This window comes from Rhodococcus sp. IEGM 1409 (genome assembly GCF_030056735.1).
Taxonomy (GTDB): Bacteria; Actinomycetota; Actinomycetes; order Mycobacteriales; family Mycobacteriaceae; genus Rhodococcus_F.
This window is the reverse complement of sequence record NZ_JASHKN010000003.1, coordinates 523,281-541,562: the sequence shown is the minus strand read 5'-3', so window position 1 is coordinate 541,562 and position 18,282 is coordinate 523,281. Positions and strand designations below refer to the sequence as shown.

19 protein-coding genes and 2 pseudogenes are annotated in these 18,282 nt (G+C 63.0%); 10 read left to right on the top strand and 11 right to left on the bottom strand.

The genetic code is table 11. The features are described from left to right. Positions 1–174: 174 nt before the first annotated feature. Positions 175–858, bottom strand: coding sequence for a dethiobiotin synthase (bioD, locus tag QM716_RS12580; protein WP_283304433.1), 684 nt, complete (start codon positions 856–858; stop codon positions 175–177). Further along, positions 855–2,000 carry an 8-amino-7-oxononanoate synthase gene (locus tag QM716_RS12575; RefSeq protein WP_283304432.1) on the bottom strand — a complete coding sequence of 382 codons (1,146 nt, stop codon included), beginning with the start codon at positions 1,998–2,000 and terminating at the stop codon, positions 855–857. Before QM716_RS12575 ends, bioD begins: the two co-directional genes overlap by 4 nt. Positions 2,001–2,038: 38 nt before the next feature. Here QM716_RS12575 and QM716_RS12570 point away from each other — a divergent pair, with 38 nt between their 5' ends. The 5 genes and pseudogenes from QM716_RS12570 to QM716_RS12550 all read left to right on the top strand — a co-directional run bounded on the left by QM716_RS12570 (position 2,039) and on the right by QM716_RS12550 (position 9,971). Then, the gene (locus tag QM716_RS12570; protein ID WP_283304431.1) at positions 2,039–3,343 is read left to right on the top strand and encodes an adenosylmethionine--8-amino-7-oxononanoate transaminase; all 1,305 of its coding nucleotides are present in this window, start codon (positions 2,039–2,041) and stop codon (positions 3,341–3,343) included. Between the two features lie 45 nt (positions 3,344–3,388). Beyond that, the gene (gene glgX, locus QM716_RS12565) at positions 3,389–5,809 is read left to right on the top strand and encodes a glycogen debranching protein GlgX (RefSeq protein WP_283304430.1); all 2,421 of its coding nucleotides are present in this window, start codon (positions 3,389–3,391) and stop codon (positions 5,807–5,809) included. 13 nt (positions 5,810–5,822) lie between these two features. Beyond that, the gene (gene treY, locus QM716_RS12560; protein ID WP_283304429.1) at positions 5,823–8,180 is read left to right on the top strand and encodes a malto-oligosyltrehalose synthase; all 2,358 of its coding nucleotides are present in this window, start codon (positions 5,823–5,825) and stop codon (positions 8,178–8,180) included. A gap of 94 nt (positions 8,181–8,274) precedes the next feature. After that, positions 8,275–8,975, top strand: a pseudogene (locus tag QM716_RS12555) (SDR family NAD(P)-dependent oxidoreductase). 66 nt (positions 8,976–9,041) lie between these two features. After that, the gene (locus tag QM716_RS12550) at positions 9,042–9,971 is read left to right on the top strand and encodes an NADP-dependent oxidoreductase (protein WP_283304428.1); all 930 of its coding nucleotides are present in this window, start codon (positions 9,042–9,044) and stop codon (positions 9,969–9,971) included. 18 nt (positions 9,972–9,989) lie between these two features. Here the strand turns inward: QM716_RS12550 and QM716_RS12545 are convergent, their stop codons facing one another. After that, positions 9,990–10,409, bottom strand: coding sequence for a PaaI family thioesterase (locus QM716_RS12545; protein ID WP_283304427.1), 420 nt, complete (start codon positions 10,407–10,409; stop codon positions 9,990–9,992). Between the two features lie 55 nt (positions 10,410–10,464). Here QM716_RS12545 and QM716_RS12540 point away from each other — a divergent pair, with 55 nt between their 5' ends. Then, a complete protein-coding gene (locus tag QM716_RS12540) occupies positions 10,465–11,058 on the top strand; it encodes a TetR/AcrR family transcriptional regulator (protein WP_283304426.1) in 594 nt (197 codons plus the stop codon). A gap of 19 nt (positions 11,059–11,077) precedes the next feature. On the opposite strand, the gene QM716_RS12535 is transcribed toward QM716_RS12540, so the two are convergent. Further along, complete coding sequence (locus tag QM716_RS12535) at positions 11,078–11,974, bottom strand: EamA family transporter (RefSeq protein ID WP_283304425.1); 897 nt, start codon at positions 11,972–11,974, stop codon at positions 11,078–11,080. 82 nt (positions 11,975–12,056) lie between these two features. Here QM716_RS12535 and QM716_RS12530 point away from each other — a divergent pair, with 82 nt between their 5' ends. Further along, the gene (locus QM716_RS12530; RefSeq protein ID WP_283304424.1) at positions 12,057–12,947 is read left to right on the top strand and encodes a LysR family transcriptional regulator; all 891 of its coding nucleotides are present in this window, start codon (positions 12,057–12,059) and stop codon (positions 12,945–12,947) included. Between the two features lies 1 nt (position 12,948). On the opposite strand, the gene QM716_RS12525 is transcribed toward QM716_RS12530, so the two are convergent. The 3 genes from QM716_RS12525 to QM716_RS12515 are packed head-to-tail and all read right to left on the bottom strand — an operon-like array spanning position 12,949 to position 14,237. Continuing rightward, a complete protein-coding gene (locus QM716_RS12525) occupies positions 12,949–13,305 on the bottom strand; it encodes a PLD nuclease N-terminal domain-containing protein (RefSeq protein ID WP_283304423.1) in 357 nt (118 codons plus the stop codon). 56 nt (positions 13,306–13,361) lie between these two features. Continuing rightward, entirely contained in the window at positions 13,362–13,985 is a 624-nt protein-coding gene (locus QM716_RS12520; RefSeq protein WP_283304422.1) for a TetR/AcrR family transcriptional regulator, read from the bottom strand. A gap of 57 nt (positions 13,986–14,042) precedes the next feature. Beyond that, a complete protein-coding gene (locus tag QM716_RS12515) occupies positions 14,043–14,237 on the bottom strand; it encodes a DUF1918 domain-containing protein (protein WP_283304421.1) in 195 nt (64 codons plus the stop codon). A 193-nt stretch (positions 14,238–14,430) separates the two neighbouring features. Between QM716_RS12515 and QM716_RS12510 the strand changes: the two genes are divergently transcribed. The 3 genes and pseudogenes from QM716_RS12510 (at position 14,431) to QM716_RS12505 (ending at position 15,381) form a co-directional block, all read left to right on the top strand. Then, on the top strand, positions 14,431–14,913 hold the full coding sequence (locus QM716_RS12510) for an MFS transporter (protein ID WP_283304420.1): 483 nt from the start codon (positions 14,431–14,433) through the stop codon (positions 14,911–14,913). Positions 14,914–14,928: 15 nt separating this feature from the next. Next, a pseudogene (locus QM716_RS29255) lies at positions 14,929–14,976 on the top strand (hypothetical protein); the annotation flags it as partial. Positions 14,977–15,249: 273 nt separating this feature from the next. Continuing rightward, positions 15,250–15,381 (top strand): hypothetical protein, encoded by a 132-nt coding sequence (locus QM716_RS12505; protein ID WP_256922339.1) that lies wholly within the window; start codon positions 15,250–15,252, stop codon positions 15,379–15,381. A gap of 21 nt (positions 15,382–15,402) precedes the next feature. On the opposite strand, the gene QM716_RS12500 is transcribed toward QM716_RS12505, so the two are convergent. From QM716_RS12500 to QM716_RS12485, 4 genes are all read right to left on the bottom strand, one after another. Further along, positions 15,403–15,816, bottom strand: a complete 414-nt coding sequence (locus QM716_RS12500) for an arsenate reductase ArsC (protein WP_283304419.1) — start codon at positions 15,814–15,816, stop codon at positions 15,403–15,405. Next, the gene (gene arsB / locus QM716_RS12495) at positions 15,813–16,916 is read right to left on the bottom strand and encodes an ACR3 family arsenite efflux transporter (RefSeq protein WP_283304418.1); all 1,104 of its coding nucleotides are present in this window, start codon (positions 16,914–16,916) and stop codon (positions 15,813–15,815) included. The genes QM716_RS12500 and arsB overlap by 4 nt, the downstream gene beginning before the upstream one ends. Next, positions 16,913–17,299, bottom strand: a complete 387-nt coding sequence (locus QM716_RS12490) for an ArsR/SmtB family transcription factor (protein ID WP_283304417.1) — start codon at positions 17,297–17,299, stop codon at positions 16,913–16,915. The genes arsB and QM716_RS12490 overlap by 4 nt, the downstream gene beginning before the upstream one ends. 68 nt (positions 17,300–17,367) lie before the next feature. Then, positions 17,368–18,252 (bottom strand): helix-turn-helix domain-containing GNAT family N-acetyltransferase, encoded by an 885-nt coding sequence (locus QM716_RS12485; RefSeq protein WP_283304416.1) that lies wholly within the window; start codon positions 18,250–18,252, stop codon positions 17,368–17,370. Positions 18,253–18,282: the final 30 nt, after the last annotated feature.

Here is an 18,282-nt window from a genome sequence, read left to right as displayed (position 1 = left end):
CGACTGACCTACTCACAATTCGACACCCACTATCGGCGATTCAGGCCCCCAGGACTCTGGGTCGCCAAAACGCCGGCCGAAATATACCGACCGGAATCGTACGCGGGGGACGTCGAAATCGAGGCGCCCCACTGCGCCTTGGCTATCGATGCAGACAAATCGGATGTTACGGCTTTAGTTGGCCAAGTGAGACTTACCGAGCGCAGCCGAAGCGGTCTGAGCAAACTCTCGGGCACTCACGCTGCCGCTACCGGCCGGCATTGCTCCGACAAGGGGAACGCCGCTGACCGAGACCAGATCCTCGCGATTACACCTCTCGGCGAGGTCCGGTTCCTGCGGCCACGAACCGATCACCAACCCGGCGCAGTCCACGCCGGATGCCCCTAGCGCTTCCACTGTCAGAGCAGTGTGATTGAGCGTGCCCAGGCCGGAGGCAACCACCAGCAGGACCGGCGCTGACAACGCCGCGGCAAGATCACGCGCGGTGAACCCGTCGGACCCCAACCGGACCAGCAAGCCGCCCGCGCCTTCGATCAGAGTCAGGTCGTGAGTGGCGTCCAGGTCGGAAGCGACCCGGACCACGTCGTCGAGCGCCAACAACCGGAGACCACTTCTACGCGCAGCAGTATCAGGCGCCAGAGGTTCGGGATACCGCGCCAACTCGACCAGCGTCACACCGCCACCGGTCAAACGGTCGACCTCGGCCAGATCACCCGCACCGTCCACGTCGACGCCGGTCTGCGCCGGTTTGAGCACAGCGACCGACTTACCCGTCTGCAGGGCGACCGAGGCCAGAGCTGCCGTCACCACTGTTTTTCCGACGTCGGTCGACGTTCCGGTCACCACGAGAATGCTCATGCGCGGGCACCTTTCAATACTTCGCGCAGTACGAGTGAGATCTGCTCCATCTCGGAAGTGGACAGCGTCGCTCGCGCAGTCAGACGCAGCCGAGACGTTCCTTCCGGCACCGACGGTGGACGGAAGCATCCGACATGCAGCCCTTGTTCCCGGCACGCCGACGCGGCATCGAACGCCCGTTGCGGATCACCGAGAACGACCGAGACGACGGCAGATTCAGGCGATGGGGCCCCGGTGACGTCGGCGAGTTCGGACGCCCGGGCCAGGACGTCGAGCGCTCGCGTCGGCTCGCGCTGGAGGACGGCGAGTGCAGCCCTGGCCGCGCCGACGGCAGCCGGTGCGAGACCGGTGTCGAAGATGAACGTTCTTGCCGCGTCGATGAGATGCGCGCGGATCTTGTTGTCGCCGAGTACAACCCCACCCTGGCTGGCGAGCGACTTCGACAATGTTGCCGTCACGACGACGTCGGATTCACCGGCCAAGCCGGACTCGTGAACGAGTCCGCGTCCACCGGCACCGCGCACACCGATGCCGTGCGCCTCGTCGACCAGCAGAATCGCGCCGTGTTCGCGGCACACCTGGTGCATCTCCCGCAGCGGCGCGAGATCTCCGTCGGCACTGAAGACCGAATCGGTGACGACCAGCGCTCGCTCTTCGGATCTGGTGCGCAACGTGTCGGCGAGAAAGTTCACGTCCGAATGCGGGGAAACGGCTACCCGAGCGCGTGACAGTCGGCAGGCATCCACGAGCGAGGCATGCGATCCCGCGTCGGAGACGATCAACGACCCGGGACCCGAGAGCGCCGTCACCGCGCCGAGATTGGCGGTGTAGCCGGAGGAGAAGACGAGCCCGGAGTCAGCCCCGACGAACTCGGCCAGTTCGACTTCGAGCAGTTCGTGTTCGGTGGTGGTTCCGGTGACCAGACGCGAACCCGTGGCGCCTGCGCCCCAACGGTGCAGAGCCGCCGTAGCGCCCTCGATCACGTCGGGGTGCCGCACCAGTCCGAGGTAGTCGTTCGACGCCAGGTCGATCAGCGGGGAGTCGACCATGCGCGGACGGAGTTCGCGACGCAGTCCAGCGGCCCTACGGTCCGCTTCGACGGCAGTGAGCCAATTCAGCGAGGTGTTCACTTTTCCGACCATACTTGAACACCGTTCAACTCAATGGTTAGGGTGCATCCGTGCTCACAACCGGACTTGATCCTCATGACATCTCCGCCATCGATGCCGATGTCCTCTGGCATCCGTACGGATCGTTTCCCGCGTCGACTCGTCCGCTGATCGTCGATTCTGCCCAGGGGGCTACCCTCACGCTCTCCGACGGCCGGCGACTCGTCGACGGGATGAGCTCGTGGTGGGCTGCCATTCACGGCTACCGCAATCCCGTGCTCGACGCCGCCGCCGCGCGGCAGCTGGGCAAGATGAGCCATGTCATGTTCGGCGGACTGACGCATGAACCTGCCGCTCGCCTCGGGCGAATGCTCGTCGACATCACACCACCTCACCTCGACAAGGTGTTCCTCTCCGATTCCGGGTCGGTGGCCGTCGAAGTCGCAGTCAAGATGTGCCTGCAGTACTGGCGGAGCCTCGGAAAGCCGTCGAAAAATCGTTTGATGACCTGGCGTGGTGGATACCACGGTGACACCTTCACCCCCATGAGCGTCTGCGATCCCGACGGCGGCATGCACTCACTCTGGACCGACGTCCTTCGCCCTCAGGTCTTCGCCCAGACTCCCCCGGCGGACTATCTCCCCGAGTACGTACAGGAGTTGGAAGCGCTGTTGGCCGAGCATCACGACGAGCTGGCCGCGGTGATCGTCGAACCGGTAGTCCAAGGCGCCGGCGGAATGCGCTTCCACGACCCCGCGTACCTGATCGACCTACGTAACCTCTGCGACAAGTACCAAGTCCTCTTGGTCTTCGACGAGATCGCCACCGGCTTCGGACGCACCGGAGAACTGTTCGCCGCCGATCACGCCGGCGTCAGCCCCGATGTCATGTGCGTCGGCAAGGCACTGACCGGCGGGTACATGAGTCTGGCGGCAACGCTGTGCACCACAGAGATAGCGGAGACCATCACCGCAGGTGAGGGCGGCGGGCTGATGCACGGCCCTACCTTCATGGGCAATCCACTCGCGTGCGCTGTCGCGGTCGCGTCGACCGAACTCCTGCTCGCGATGGACTGGCGGCGTGATGTCGCTGCCCTCGAACATGGTCTCGCTCGCGGCCTCGCCGAAGCCGTCACCATTCCCGGGGTCGTCGACGTCCGCGTCAAAGGCGGAATCGGAGTGATCGAACTCGAACAGCCGGTCGATATGCAGAGCGCGACCGATGCAGCTGTCGACGCCGGCGTCTGGCTACGACCGTTCCGAAACCTCGTCTACGCGATGCCGCCCTACCTGTGCTCGGAGGCAGAGGTGGAACAGATCACAGCCGGAATGCTTGCATCCGCCCGCAGCCAGGCAAAACGGGGATCAGCGGCGTAGGTAGTCGACAAGATTCGATCGGCTGCACCCGATAAGGTCTGATTCATGGATCAACCGCCGAGCGCGCCCTCAGCCACTCCCATCCCGGTATGGCCTGGCAGTGCGTACCCACTCGGTGCAACCTACGACGGCGCGGGGACCAATTTCTCGCTCTTCTCCGAGGTCGCCGAAGCTGTCGAACTGTGTCTGATTGCCAAGGACGGAACCGAAACCCGCATTCGGATGGACGAGGTCGACGGTTACGTCTGGCATGCGTACCTTCCGTCCGTATCCCCCGGCCAGCGATACGGCTACCGCGTGCACGGACCGTACGATCCGGCGGCGGGTCTGCGCTGCGATCCGAGCAAACTCCTGCTGGACCCGTACGGAAAAGCGTTCGACGGAGACTTCGACGGAGACCGTTCGCTGTTCTCGTACGACGTCGAGTCGGCGGGTGATCCCGATACTTCGGCTGACGACGAAACTCCTGCAGTGGAGTCGGAAGAAGCTACCGCCGATACGAGTTCGGAAGCCGAATCGGCCGAAGCTGAGCCGACTGAAGCTGTGCCGACTGAGGGTGTCTCGACTGAAGGTGTATCGACCGAGGTGGACCTCGAGGACGAAGACGAGTCCCCGACGGGCGATCAGGAGTCGGACGAGATCCTCGACCCCGAACCCTTCAACCCCGAACCCTTCAACCCAGAACCATTTGTCGACGAACCCGCCACCATTCCTTTCCCCCAACATGATTCGCTCGGCCACACGATGTCGACCGTCGTCATCAATCCGTTCTTCGACTGGGCGTCCGACCGCTCACCGAAGCGTCCGTACCATGAGACGGTCATCTACGAAGCGCACGTCAAGGGCATGACCGCGACGCACCCCGGAGTTCCGGAGGAGTTGCGCGGCACCTACGCCGGACTCGCGCATCCGGTGATCATCGAGCACCTCACCAATCTGGGTGTCACGGCGATCGAACTGATGCCGGTCCACCAGTTCATGCACGACCAGGTGCTGCTCGACCAGGGACTGCGAAACTACTGGGGTTACAACACCTTCGGCTTCCTCGCTCCGCATACCGACTACTCCTCGGCAGCAAAACCCGATGCGGCAGTCGCGGAATTCAAGGCCATGGTGCGTAGCTTCCACCAAGCGGGCATCGAAGTGATCCTCGACGTGGTCTACAACCACACCGCCGAGGGCAACCACATGGGGCCGACCATCAGCTTCCGCGGAATCGACAATGCCGCCTACTACCGCCTGGTCGACGGCGACGAAGCGCACTACATGGACTACACCGGAACGGGCAACAGCCTCAACGCCCGTCATCCGCACACCCTGCAGCTGATCATGGACTCGCTCCGGTATTGGGTCACGGAAATGCATGTCGACGGTTTCCGCTTCGACCTCGCCTCCACACTCGCGCGTGAACTGCACGACGTGGACCGACTCTCCGCCTTCTTCGATCTGGTGCAACAGGATCCGATCGTCAGTCAGGTCAAGCTGATCGCCGAACCGTGGGACGTCGGCGAGGGCGGTTACCAGGTCGGCAACTTCCCCGGCCTGTGGACCGAGTGGAACGGCAAGTACCGCGATACCGTCCGCGACTACTGGCGCGGTGAGCCGGCAACCCTGGGCGAGTTCGCTTCCCGCCTCACCGGCTCCTCTGATCTCTACGAGGCAACCGGACGACGCCCCGGCGCGAGCATCAATTTTGTCATCGCCCACGACGGTTTCACCCTGCACGACCTCGTCTCGTACAACGAGAAGCACAACGAAGCCAACGGCGAGAACAACAACGACGGCGAGTCACACAACCGATCCTGGAACTGCGGCGTCGAAGGCCCCACCGACGACCAGGAGATTCTCGAACTGCGTGGACGTCAGAGCCGGAACATTCTCGCAACGCTGATGCTCAGCCAAGGCACCCCGATGCTCGCTCACGGCGACGAGATGGGCCGAACTCAGCTGGGCAACAACAACGTCTACTGCCAGGATTCGGAACTGTCCTGGATGGATTGGACTCTCGCGGAAACCAACGCGGACCTCGTCGAGTTCACCAAGCGCGCAATTGCCTTGCGCGCCAAGAACCCGGTCTTTCGGCGTCGCCGATTCTTCGAGGGCCGACCCATTCGAAGTGGCGATCAGAGTCGCGACATCGCCTGGCTCACGCCGTCAGGGGAGGAAATGACTCCGGCCGACTGGGACAGTGGATTCGGTAAATCGCTGGCTGTCTTTCTCAACGGCGACGCGATCCCGGAACCGAACTACCGCGGCGAGCGCGTCACCGGAGATTCGTTCCTCCTCTGTTTCAACGCGCACTACGAAGATCTCGAATTCTCCACCCCCAATGCGGACTACGCGTCGGAGTGGACCGTCGTGCTCGACACCTCGGTCCCGACCGGTGAGAGCGACACCGTGATCAAAGCCGGAACAACGTTGGATGTAAAAGCGCGAGCATTGACGGTACTTCGCAGAACCGCCTGAGGGAGACGTGCACATGGCCCCGATAACCAGCACCTACCGACTGCAGTTGCGCCCAGACGCGTTCACCCTTCGTGATGCGGCCGCACTGGTGGACTACTTCGACGCGTTGGGGGTCTCGCATCTTTATCTCTCCCCCATTCTCACGGCAACGTCCGGGTCGACGCACGGCTACGACGTCACCGATCCGACAACCGTGTCCGCTGGACTCGGCGGCCGGGAGGCCTTGGTGGAGTTGTCGCACGCGGCCCGAGCACGCGGAATGGGCCTGATCGTCGATCTGGTCCCCAACCATGTCGGGGTTGCCAAACCACGCGAAAATGCCTGGTGGTGGGACGTTCTCACGCACGGCCAGGGGTCGGAGTACGCAGCTTTCTTCGACATCGACTGGGCCGAGGACAACGGCGCCGACGGAAAACTCTCGCTCCCGGTACTGGGCAGCCAGGACGATCTAGAAGAGCTGACTGTCGAAAAAGTTGGCGAGGAAACACTTCTCGCGTTCTACGAGCACCGCTTCCCCGTCGCGGCCGGTACCGAATTCGGATCCCCACAGGAGGTCCACGCCAGGCAGTCGTACCGACTCGTACCGTGGAACGCCGGAATCATCAACTACCGACGGTTCTTTGCCGTCAACGAACTCGCCGCCCTGCGCCAGGACGATCCTCGAGTCTTCGAACTCTGCCATCGGGAACTGAAGTCGTGGGTCGACGAAGGACTGATCGACGGCGTTCGCATCGATCACCCGGATGGACTCGCCGATCCGGCAGAGTATCTGGCGCGCCTGCGGGAACTGATCGGACCGAAGCAGTGGCTCGTGATCGAGAAGATCCTCGGCCACACGGAACCACTCGATCCGCTGCTCCCGATCGACGGCACCACCGGATACGACGCCCTCAATCAACTGGGCGGCGTCTTCGTCGATCCCGCCGCCGAACACGAATTGACCGAACTGTCTGCAGATTTGACCGGTGACGACGGGGACAGCTCGTGGTTGCATCACACCGAGCGTCAGTTCAAACGCGACACCGGGCGCGGTGACCTAGCACCCGAGGTTCGCCGGCTCGTGCGCGCAATCCAACGCGAAACCGGAAGTCGTTGCAGTGAGACCGAACTGAACGACGCAGTTGTCGTCGCGATCGCCCGGATGCCGGTGTATCGATCCGACTACAGTCCCCTTGCCGGTTTGGCCGCACGCATCGTCGGAGACATGCACGAGTTGGCCCCTGGACATGAAGCAGTGTTCAACGTGTTGGCGCAAGCGCTGGTCAACGGCGGCGAAGCAGCGGTTCGCTTCCAGCAGGTGTGTGGCGCCGTCATGGCCAAGTCCGTCGAAGATCGACTCTTCTATCGGACAGCACGCCTGGTCTCACGTCAGGAAGTCGGCGGCAACCCGGCATCGCTTGCTGTCTCCGTCGCCGAATTCCATCTCCACAACGCGGACCGAGCGAAGCAGTGGCCGCGCGCGATGACGAGTCTGTCCACTCACGACACCAAACGCGGCGAGGACGTGCGGGCGCGGATCGGTGTTCTGTCCCAGGTGCCGACCCTGTGGTCCCGGCTGATTCGCGACTGGGAAGATGTCTGCCCCAGCCCTGATCCGCTGACTGGATTGTTCCTGTGGCAGAACATCATCGGCGTGTGGCCGGTCGACGGTCGCTCGGCGGCCTCGGTTCCCGAGCTGCGCGAGCGTATACACGCCTATGCAGAGAAGGCTGTTCGCGAATCCGGCGCAAAGACTTCCTGGAACGATCCGGACGTCGGCTTCGAATCGGATGTGCACAGGTGGATCGACGAGGTGATCGACGGTTCGGTCGGTGATTCGGTCAGCGAGTTCGTCGGCCGGATCGCTCGTCACGGCTGGTCGGACTCACTGGGCCAAAAGCTACTCCAACTCCTCGGACCGGGCGTTCCCGACGTCTACCAGGGCACTGAGCTGTGGGAGGACTCGTTGGTCGATCCGGACAACCGGCGCCTTGTCGACTACCGAGCGAGGCGATCACTGCTCGAAGCCGACGCCGCGCCGATCGACGCGACCGGAACCGCAAAACTGCACCTCGTTCGCGCGGCTCTGACTCTGCGGCGGGAGAATCCCTCGTGGTTCGACCGCGGTGAGTACCGGCCGATCTTGGCTTCGGGTTCCGCGTCCGGTCATCTGGTCGGATTCTCGCGCGGCCCCGTCGGCGAATCGGCCAGGGTCGTTGCTCTGGCGACCCGGCATTCACTCGGGCTCTCGGCGCACGGTTGGCGAGATACTCGGATCGACCTTCCCGATGGCGACTGGATCGACACACTGAGCAGACAGCCCGTTTTGTCCGCGGATGCGCGCGACATCTTCGCCGCCGGGCCCTGTGCCCTGTTGACCAGAGTGTGCTGAGCGATTTCCGCTGACTGGGCATTCCCGCCCGAAAAGAACTTCGTCGCGCTAACTTCCGAAGAGCAGATTGTCACCACTATTCGGAGGTTCGAGCATGACTGCCAGTCGATTCACCGGGAAAGTTGCCTTCATCACCAGAGCAGCCCGCGGTCAGGGGCGAGCCGAGGCTGACCGGTTGGCAGAAGAGGGCGCAGACATCATCGCGGTCGACGCGTGTGTTCAATTCGAATCCACGTCTTACGCCGGCGCCACCGAAGACGACCTGGCCGAGACAGTCGAACTGGTCAAGGCTCTCGACCGTCGAATTGTCGCCACCAAGACCGACGCCCGCGACTTCTCTGCGCTGTCCGCGGCGCTCGATGCCGGCATCGACGAACTGGGGCGCCTCGACGTCGTCGTCGCGAACGCTGGAATCTGCCCCGCCAACATGTCCTGGGAAATCACGCCCGAGCAGTGGCAGGCCTGCGCGGGCTCCCCTTCCTCGGCCACTACGTCGCGAGCAAACACGGCATCACCGGCCTGGCGAAGACCATGGCCTCGAAATTGGGGCAGTACAACATTCGGGTCAACACCATTCACCCGCACGGCGTGGAAACCGGCATGCAAATGACCGACATGAAGCCACTCATCGACGCAAATGCCCACACGCTCGGCCCGATCTTCTTGCAGACCTTGCCCGATCCCGTCAGCCAGCCCGAAGACAGTGCAGCCGCCGTAGCGTTCCTCGGTTCCGACGAAGCCCACCACATCACGGGGATCGCGATGCCACTGGATCTGGGAACGCTGATCCGCTGATCGAATCGTCTCGAGTTTTTCCCGTTCTCGGGGAATATCGCCTCCCCGAGGACGGTTGCGCGACACATGACCAAAACTGTTGTAGCGCAGACATACGGAACGCCCGAGGTCCTGAAGCTGGTTGACGTGGAGCTACCGTCGCCGACATCAGGAGAAGTCCTGGTCGATGTCAAAGCGGTCGGCGTGAACCCCTTCGACTTCAAGCTCTACAGCGGCGCTTTCGGCACCGATCCCGAGAAACTTCCGATCCGCCTCGGCGGCGAGGCAGCGGGCGTCGTCGCGGCCGTCGGTGACGGCGTCACCGCCGTAGCCGTCGGCGACGAGGTGATCGTCAGCCCTGGCAACGGTCTTTACGCCGAACAGGTAGTCGTGCCGGTCTCCTCGATCACCGCGAAGCCCACCGGCATCAGCTGGGAACAGGCAGCCGGCCTCCTTCTTGTCGGCGGAACGGCAGTCGACGCCCTCGACACCATTCGAGTCGGCTCCGGGGACACCGTCCTCATCCACGGCGCGTCCGGCGGTGTCGGCGCGATTGCCGTCCAGCTGGCAGTTGCACGTGGAGCCACCGTGATCGGCACCGCGGGAGCCTCCAATCAGGACTACGTGCGTTCACTCGGCGCGACGCCAGCGCTCTACGGCGAAGGACTCGAAACGCGTGTTCGCGAACTCGCCCCGAACGGCGTCGATGCGGCATTCGACACCGCCGGAACGGACGAAGCCGTCGATGCATCTCTGGCCTTGGTCACCGACAAGAGTCGCATCGTCACCATCGTCGCGTTCGGGCGAGCTCAGACCGACGGCTTCGCGTCCGTCGGCGGCGGTAATCCGGCAAGCGCCGAAGCTCGGTTGAAGGCACGATCCGAGCTTGTCGAACAAGCCGGTTCCGGACACCTCACCGTGAAGATCGCCAAGACCTTCCCGCTCGCGGACGTGGCTCTCGCTCACACCGAGTTGCAGAGTTCGCACCCCGCCGGAAAGTTCATCCTGGTTCCGTGACCATCAGGACTGTCTTGCCTAGGCCTTAGTGGCGAGTGGAACCAACAGAGTGGTGCCGAACGCGACGAGCACCGGTTCGCCTTCGCGTTCGGCATGTACCTCGGCAGTGACGAACACCTGCTTGCGCCCAGCCTTGACCGAGCGCGCTGTGGCGACAAATGCGGTTCCGACGCCCGGGCTCACAAAATTGACCGTGCAGTTGGATGCCGCCACCACACCAACCTGTGTGAAGGCAGCAAATCCGCACGCGGTGTCGACGAGTCCAGCCACGAGTGCAGCGTGCAGGTGTCCCGCGTACTGGCCCAGATCCTCACGCCACTCGAGCCGCAGACGCACGTGGCCCGGTGCGGCTTCCGTCACTTCGAATCCGGCCCAACGGTTGAAGGCCGCCGACGCGTTGACCGCACGCAACCGCTCGAGCATTTCAGAATCTTCCATATAGACCAGTCTACATAGATTGTGGTGGATCCCTGGGGTGTTTAAGCTCCAACTCGTGGCAACTCCCCCGAAACACCGCGAAGCGCTCGTTCGAGCAGCGGCCGATCTTTTTCGCCGCCAGGGGTATGCGGCAACGGGACTCAACGAGATCCTCAAGTCGAGTGGAGCCCCGAAAGGTTCGCTCTACCACTACTTCCCCGGCGGTAAAGAGCAGATCGGCACGGAGGTCGTTCGCGTCGGCGGGCAGTTGGTCGCAGACACTCTGGCAGAACTCGCCGACAGCCAACCGGACGCCGGGTCGCTAGTACGCGAGTACGCGCGGTTGCTGGTCGGGTGGGTGAGCGAATCCGAATTCCACGAAGGCTCACCGATCACGACGGTACTGTTGGAGCTTGCCCCCGATTCGGAGAGCGTCACCGCCGCCGGGAAGGCGGTCTACCGACAGTGGTCATCGCTACTCAGCGACTCACTGATCGGGTCCGGTGTCGCGCGCACTCGAGCGGAGCGCCTTGCCGTCCTGGCAGTGTCGGCACTCGAGGGTTCACTGGTTCGGGCTCGCGTCGAACAATCAGGTCAGCCGATTCTCGATTCCCTCGGCGAGGTCGCCGACGTATTCGATGCAGCCATCGCCGCGGCGGACGCGCCCTGAGCGAACGGCACTCTCGGTCTCATGAAGGCGCCGAAAGGTACGTTCGCTCGGAATCGGAGGGTGGGTCAGCCGGCTTCTGGGCCCCACCCCGAGCCCCACCCCGGGCCGCGCCGATACCAGCGATGACGACGCAAGCGATACCGGCCACAGCCAGAAGGCTCGGGACCTGTTGCAGCACAACCAAACCGATGAGCTGAGCGAACGCAGGCTCGAGACTCATCAGCGTGCCGAACGCCGCCATGGAGAGCCTGCGCAACGAGACCATCTCCAAGACGAAGGGGACGACGGGCAGCAAAATCGCGAGCCCGAGTCCTACGAGAATCAGGTGCGGGGTCAGTCGCCCAATGGCCGAGTGCCCCACGGCAATTGTCGCTGCCAATCCGGCAACCGCCATCGACACCGCCAGCCCGTTGATACCGGCAACCTCGTCGCCGACACGCTGGGTGAGCAGTATGTACATCGCCCAGCAGAGGGCGGCACCGAGTGCGCACGCCACGCCGACCAGGTCGACCGTTCCCGCCCACGGCTCGGTCAGAAGCACTACTCCGGCGCCGGCCAGAACCGGCCACAGAATACGGCCACGCCCCCGCAGCAATGCAACTGTCAGCGGACCCAAGAACTCCAACGCGCTTGCCGTTCCCAGCGGAAGACGCTCCACGGCCGCCATGAACAGGAGCGTCATCCCGGCGGTGACCACACCGAGAACCACGCAGGCCAGAAACGCCTTGCGGGTGAACGCGGACGGCCGAGGCCTGACGATGATCAGAAGAATGATGCCCGCCCAGGCGAGACGCACCCACGCCGCCCCATCCGCGCCGAGCTGATCGATCAGACCCACTGACACAGCGAGCCCGAGCTGCACGCACAACATCGCCAGAACAGCCAGGCCGACGCCGGCTCGCGCTCTCGTATCCATATCTGAATTGAACGGGACACCAACGTTCGCGTCCACGCGATTTTGACCCACATAATGTTCATGATTAGTGAATGATTGAGGGATGGAAACCCGTCGACTCCATCTCCTCCTCGAACTCTCGCGTCTGGGTTCGATGCGCGCCGTCGCCGAAGCTCACAACCTCACGACGTCGACGGTGTCCCAACAGCTCGCGGCCTTGACTGCGGAAACCGGCACTGCGTTGATCGAGCCGGAAGGCCGACGCGTTCGCCTCACGCCTGCCGGGCAACGACTTGCCGATCATGCCGTCACTATCCTGGCGGCTCTCGACGCCGCTCGCCTGGACCTCGATCCGGACGCAGAACCGGTGGGAACTCTGCGAGTCGGCGGATTCGCGACTGCCATCAGAACCGCGATGCTCCCCATCGCACAAAGCCTGCAGCGCAGTCATCCGCAGGTGGACGTGGTGATCTGCGAATACGAACCAGTCGAGGCATTTGCACTCCTCGAGCGCGACGACCTCGACCTCGCACTGACCTACGACTACAACCTCGCTCCCGCGTCGCCAAGCCCTCTACTCGAAGCAATTCCGCTCTGGTCGACGCCGTGGGGACTGTGCGTTCCCGACAACGCCAGGACTCCCGACGAGTCCGCGAGATCCGGGATCGATCTCCGCGCCTTCGCAGACACGCCATGGATAGTGAACTCACGAAACACCGCAGACGAGCGCGCCGTGCGAACACTCGCATCGCTGGCCGGATTCACCCCTCGGATCACTCACCAGATCGACAGTCTCGACTTGGTCGAACTCTTGATCCTCAGCGGCTACGGCGTCGGGCTGATGCCTCTCGAACGCAAGACTCGCGAAGGCGTGCGCGTCGAACCACTCATCGATCCGCCCGTCATCCTCACTGCCTATGCGGTGACCCGTCGTGGCAGAACATCGTGGCCGCCACTTCGTCTCGTACTGGACCAGCTCATGACGTACCGGTAACTCAAATCCGATCGGCGTCGCCGTCGCGGCGCTGCTGCTTGGCGATTCGCCGCTGCTCCTCCGCTCGCTCGCGGCACTGACGCAGGAAGGCTTCGTCCGCCGCGGGATCCTGGGCAACCGCGCGTCCCGGACGCTCGTATTCGCCGTAACTGGTTGGGCCGACGTACCCACGAGGTGCGTTCTGCCCGCGGCCGACCACCAGCCACAGCACCGACCCCAACGTGGGAAGGAAGATGATGATCAGAATCCAGACGACCTTGGGTAGGTACTGGATATAGGCGTCGTCTCTCGTGATGGCGTCGACGATGCAAAAGATCCAGAGCAGCATCGTAATGAGGCCGAACAAGGCATAGGGCACGCTGGCGATTCCTCCCGAGTATAAAAACCCTCGCCATGCTAACTAAAACAGACCGATTAGTACATTAGATTGTGACGAATGTTGAACTCGAGCCACGTTCGATACGCGTCGACGTCCCAACCACTGACTCGACGCAATTGCTGGTGAAGCTGAGGCGAGACGAAGGCGGCAAGGATTCCGGCGGCCTTCTCGAGCGAAATCTCCGGCCTCAGCAAACCGTGCTCTGACAGGCCCTCCGCGATCGACATCGCATTGACTGCCGATTGTTCGGCCGACTCCTCGGACAGACGGCGCATATCGGAATCGGCGCCGGAGGATTCCACCGTGACCATCATGAGCGCGCCGGCACGTTCAAGCAGTCCGATGCCCTGTGCCACGATCTGGGAGACGATCCGCCGTACGTCGTCCGGGTCCGAGGCCGAACTCGGCGCGCCGAGAGGAACCGGTTCAGCGTCGAGGGCCGCGGCGAGTGCCGCTTCGAAGATCTCGAGCTTTCCGCCGGGGAACGCTGTGAACACCGTCCGATTGGCCACGCCAGCAGCGTCGGCAATCTGTTTGACAGTGGCGCTGACGTACCCGTCTCGCACGAACAGAGCCTGCGCCGCATCACGAATGAGTTCTCGGGTTCGCTGCGCCGAGGCCTCGCGCACGCGGGAGTGATACTGGCGTTTGCCCTCCATTGCGCACACTCTAGCCGCATTCGATGCAACAGCCATGCATGGAAAGAACGGCGCAGATCAGGGGCCTTTCCCGGGGTGGTCGATCCAACCGTCACTACCGGGAAACACGAGCGCCTCGTGCCCGTTGTCGTACCTCACCAGATACGGCGGTCCCCCGTCATCGCCGTGAACTTCGAGGACCTCGGCGGTCACCTCGGTCTGACCGACCACTCGCCCCTGAACATGAAGGCGGTCACCTACTTCGGCACGCATCACTCCTCCTAGCCGCCCGCCCAGCGCAGGCACAGAACACCACTGTCGTTGTTCCCGCGAAACCGGCAAGGAAACCAACAGCGTCATCGAGATCGTGAGTGAAGACTCAATCGCCCGACCTGACAATGTCTGTCCGGCACCGTGGTCGCACTTCAACAAACGATGGTCATTCCGTTGTACCCAACAGCTGCAGATGCCGAAGGTCTCCGGGTACGGCTTCGAGCTGGAAGTGATGGCAGCCGGACTGTGCATGATTCCAGCAAGACTCGCGATGGTCTTCTTCGCTCCCGTGTCAGCGAACATCACCAAACGATTCGGCGCCAAGACCACCTTGATCGTCCGCGGCACGGTGCTCACGCTCGCCTACATCGCGCGCGTGTTCCTGACCGGCTCGATCGCACTGATCATCATCAGCGCGGCGGTGGTCAGCGTCGGAACTTCGATCGCCTACTCCGCGATGCCGATGTTGATCATTCGCTCGGTTCCGATCACTGAAACCGCGTCGGCAAACGGGCTCAACTCGCTCCTTCGCTCGGTCGGTACCTCGATTTCCAGCGCAGTGGTGGCCGCTATGCTCACCTCGATGGTTATCCCGTCCGGACCCGGCGAGGGGCCTTCCGTCGATCGACGCTTTCAAGAACATCTTCCGGCTCGCCGCCCTGGCGGCAGTTGCTGAACTGCAGCGAAAACTCTGTTCGCAGAACGCGGATACGCATCGACGAAGATCAAGGATGTCGCTGCAGTGGCCGGCTACTCCCCTGCCCTGGTCATGAAGATATGTGGCAGCAAAGCTCGGTTGCATTCGGCAGCGATCCCATCGACACCTCCGGTGACATCGGCTACCAACTGGTCGAGAAACTCGTCGGCCGCAGGGAAGCCGCCGAAACTGACCCGTGGGCAATGCTCGCAATACTCGTGCACGAAGCCCCAGACCCGGACGCCGCCCGGGCCGAGATCGAAAAACAGTCCCGGTCCCCCAGCAAGAATCGGACATCAGTGGCACGGTGGAGGGATGACTACCTACCGATACCTCGACGCTGATCGAAATCTTCTCGAAGAGAAGGATTTCGAAACCGAGCAGGACGCACAGGAATACCGGCTCTCGGTCCTCGGTGCCGAACACATCGAGCCCGCCGACGAATGATCCCGTCGATTCCCCGATCGGTCAGGAAGACTTCGCCGCAGTGGTGAGTTCGGCGATCAAGGCTTGGACACGTCGCTCGATTTCGTCGCGGATCGGGCGAACCGCATTGAGACCCTGGCCTGCCGGATCGTCGAGAACCCAGTCTCGGTAGCTCTTGCCGGGAAAAATCGGGCACGTATCTCCGCATCCCATCGTGATGACGACGTCCGAATCCTGGACAGCGTCGACGGTGAGAATCTTCGGAGACTGAGCGGAGATGTCGATACCGAGCTCTGCCATCGCGTCGACCGCTGCGGAATTGACGGTCTCGGCGGGTGCGGATCCAGCGGAGCGAACCTCGATGGTCTCACCCGCGAGATGACTCAGGAATCCGGCGGCCATTTGCGATCGGCCGGCATTGTGGACGCAGACGAACAACACCGATGGTTTGCTCATGACCTCGCTCTTTCTCGACCGGGTGAAACCTCTTTGACTGCAAAGCGTTTGCGTAGAGCAAGGGAGACGTACACCAGACCGACGAGCACCGGCACCTCGATCAGCGGGCCGACGACACCGGCAAGCGCTTGCCCCGAGGTGGCGCCGTAGGTGGCGATGGCTACGGCGATCGCGAGTTCGAAGTTGTTGCCCGCGGCGGTGAACGCCAGGGTCGTGGTGCGTTCGTAGCCCAATCCGATTGCGGCGCCGAGGATGTACCCACCGCCCCACATGAGTGCGAAGTACGCCAGCAGCGGCAACGCGATCCGGACGACATCCCATAGCTGGGAGGTGATCTGTTCGCCCTGCATCGAGAAGAGCACGACGATGGTGAACAGCAGACCGTAGAGCGCCCACGGGCTGATCTTGGGGATGAACTTGTTGTCGTACCAGTCGCGGCCTTTGGCGCGTTCGCCGAAGAAGCGGGACAGGAAACCTGCCAGCAGCGGGATACCGAGGAAGATCAGGACCGATTTCGCAATCTGCCAGGGCGAGGTGTCGATGGCGGTCTGTTCGAGGCCGAGCCACCCGGGCAGGACCGAGAGGTAGAACCAACCGAGCACGGCGAACATGATCACCTGGAACACCGAGTTGATGGCGACCAGCACCGCGGCGGCTTCGCGGTCTCCGCAGGCCAGGTCATTCCAGATGATCACCATCGCGATGCAGCGAGCGAGACCGACGATGATCAAACCGGTTCGGTATTCCGGGAGGTCAGGCAAGAACAGCCAAGCGAGGGCGAACATCAGCGCCGGGCCGAGAATCCAGTTCAGGAACAGGGAGCCGGCGAGGAGTTTCTTGTCTCCGGTGACTGTGTCGAGGCGGTCGTAGCGGACCTTCGCTAGGACCGGGTACATCATGATCAGCAGGCCGAGGGCGATCGGTAATGAGATGCCGTCGATCTGCACCTTGTCCAGGGCAGTGTTCACACCGGGGATCCAGCGTCCAACCAGCAGGCCGACGACCATGGCCACGCCGATCCAGACCGCCAGATAGCGGTCGAGGGTGGAGAGTTTTCCGACGACTGCGGGGTGTTCGGTGGTGGCAGCGGTGTTGCTCATGCGGTGACCTCTGCGCACGCGTCCGCGACACTCACGCTCGTACCTTCAACCAGTAGAACGGCGGAAAGCTGTTGCAGCGCAGCCGGAATAACCCAGTAGTACACCCAGGTCCCGCGACGTTCACAGTCGAGCAGTCTGGCCTGTCGCAGCACCTTGAGATGATGCGAGATCGTCGGCTGAGACAGGTCGAACGTATCCGAGATGTCGCAGACGCAGGCCTCCCCGCCCTCGTGACTTGCCACCAAGCTGAGCAGGCGGAGGCGAACCGGATCGCCGAGGGCCTTGAACATCCGAGACAGGTCGCCGGCCCAATCCTCGGTCAACGGTTCACGTACGAGCGGGGTGCAGCAAGCTTCGGATTCCGAAGGGCCCTGATTCGACATTCTTCAATATTGACAGAATTCGAATCAAGGCGCAATCGAGCGGCACGCGGCCACCTGATCCAGGTCTCTCAATCGGAGACGGTCACCGCACGTCGTTCGAGCAGAACGGTGTCACGCCAGACACCGTCGAGCTGGGCAATCTTCTCGCGGAGACCGACAGTTCTGAACCCGGCCGAATGATGCAGTGAGATGGAGGCGCGATTCTCGGGAAATATCGACGTCTGCAGTGTCCAGAGGTCGTCGACATCGGCGGCCATGACTTGCTTGCGCAACAACGCTTTTCCGACACCCCGACCACGCATTCCGTCCGCGACGTGCACGGAGTTTTCCGCCACCCCGCGATAGCAGTCACGCTCGGAAACCGGACTCAACGCAGCCCAACCGACGACAACACCCTCGATAGTCGCCACCCACCGATGCTGCGACAGCCACCGCTCCTGGAGATGCTCACGCGCGGGAACCTCGGTGGCAAAGGTGGCGTTTCGAGTGTCGATGCCCTCGCCGTAAATCCGTAGAACCGCATCCCAGTCGTCGTCGGCCATCGCCCGGACAGTGACATCGTCCGGCAGATCACTCGGGCAGCACGGGCGCGGCGCAAGCACCCCCATCACCACGTCCGCCGCCTGCGGCAGAGCGACGCAGCACGTCGGATTCATCGCGACGACCGTGCTTGTCCCTTCCTTACGCATGGTCACAAAACCCACATCGGAGAGCTTGCGCAGGTGATGTGACACCGTCGGCTGCCCGATCCCCAACGACCCTGCCAGCGCACCGACGGTAATTCCGCCGAACGCGCTCGCCACCCGGTGAAGCAGTCGAACACGCATCGGTTCGGCAAGGCAGGCGAACCACTGCGCGTAGGTATCGGCATCACCCTGCGCGAGCACGGAAGAAACAACCCGATCCTGGTCCGAATCACCGACGCGCACCGTCGGAGTCTGCAGCGATGTCATCTCTCCACTATATCGACAGCTGTCGATGGT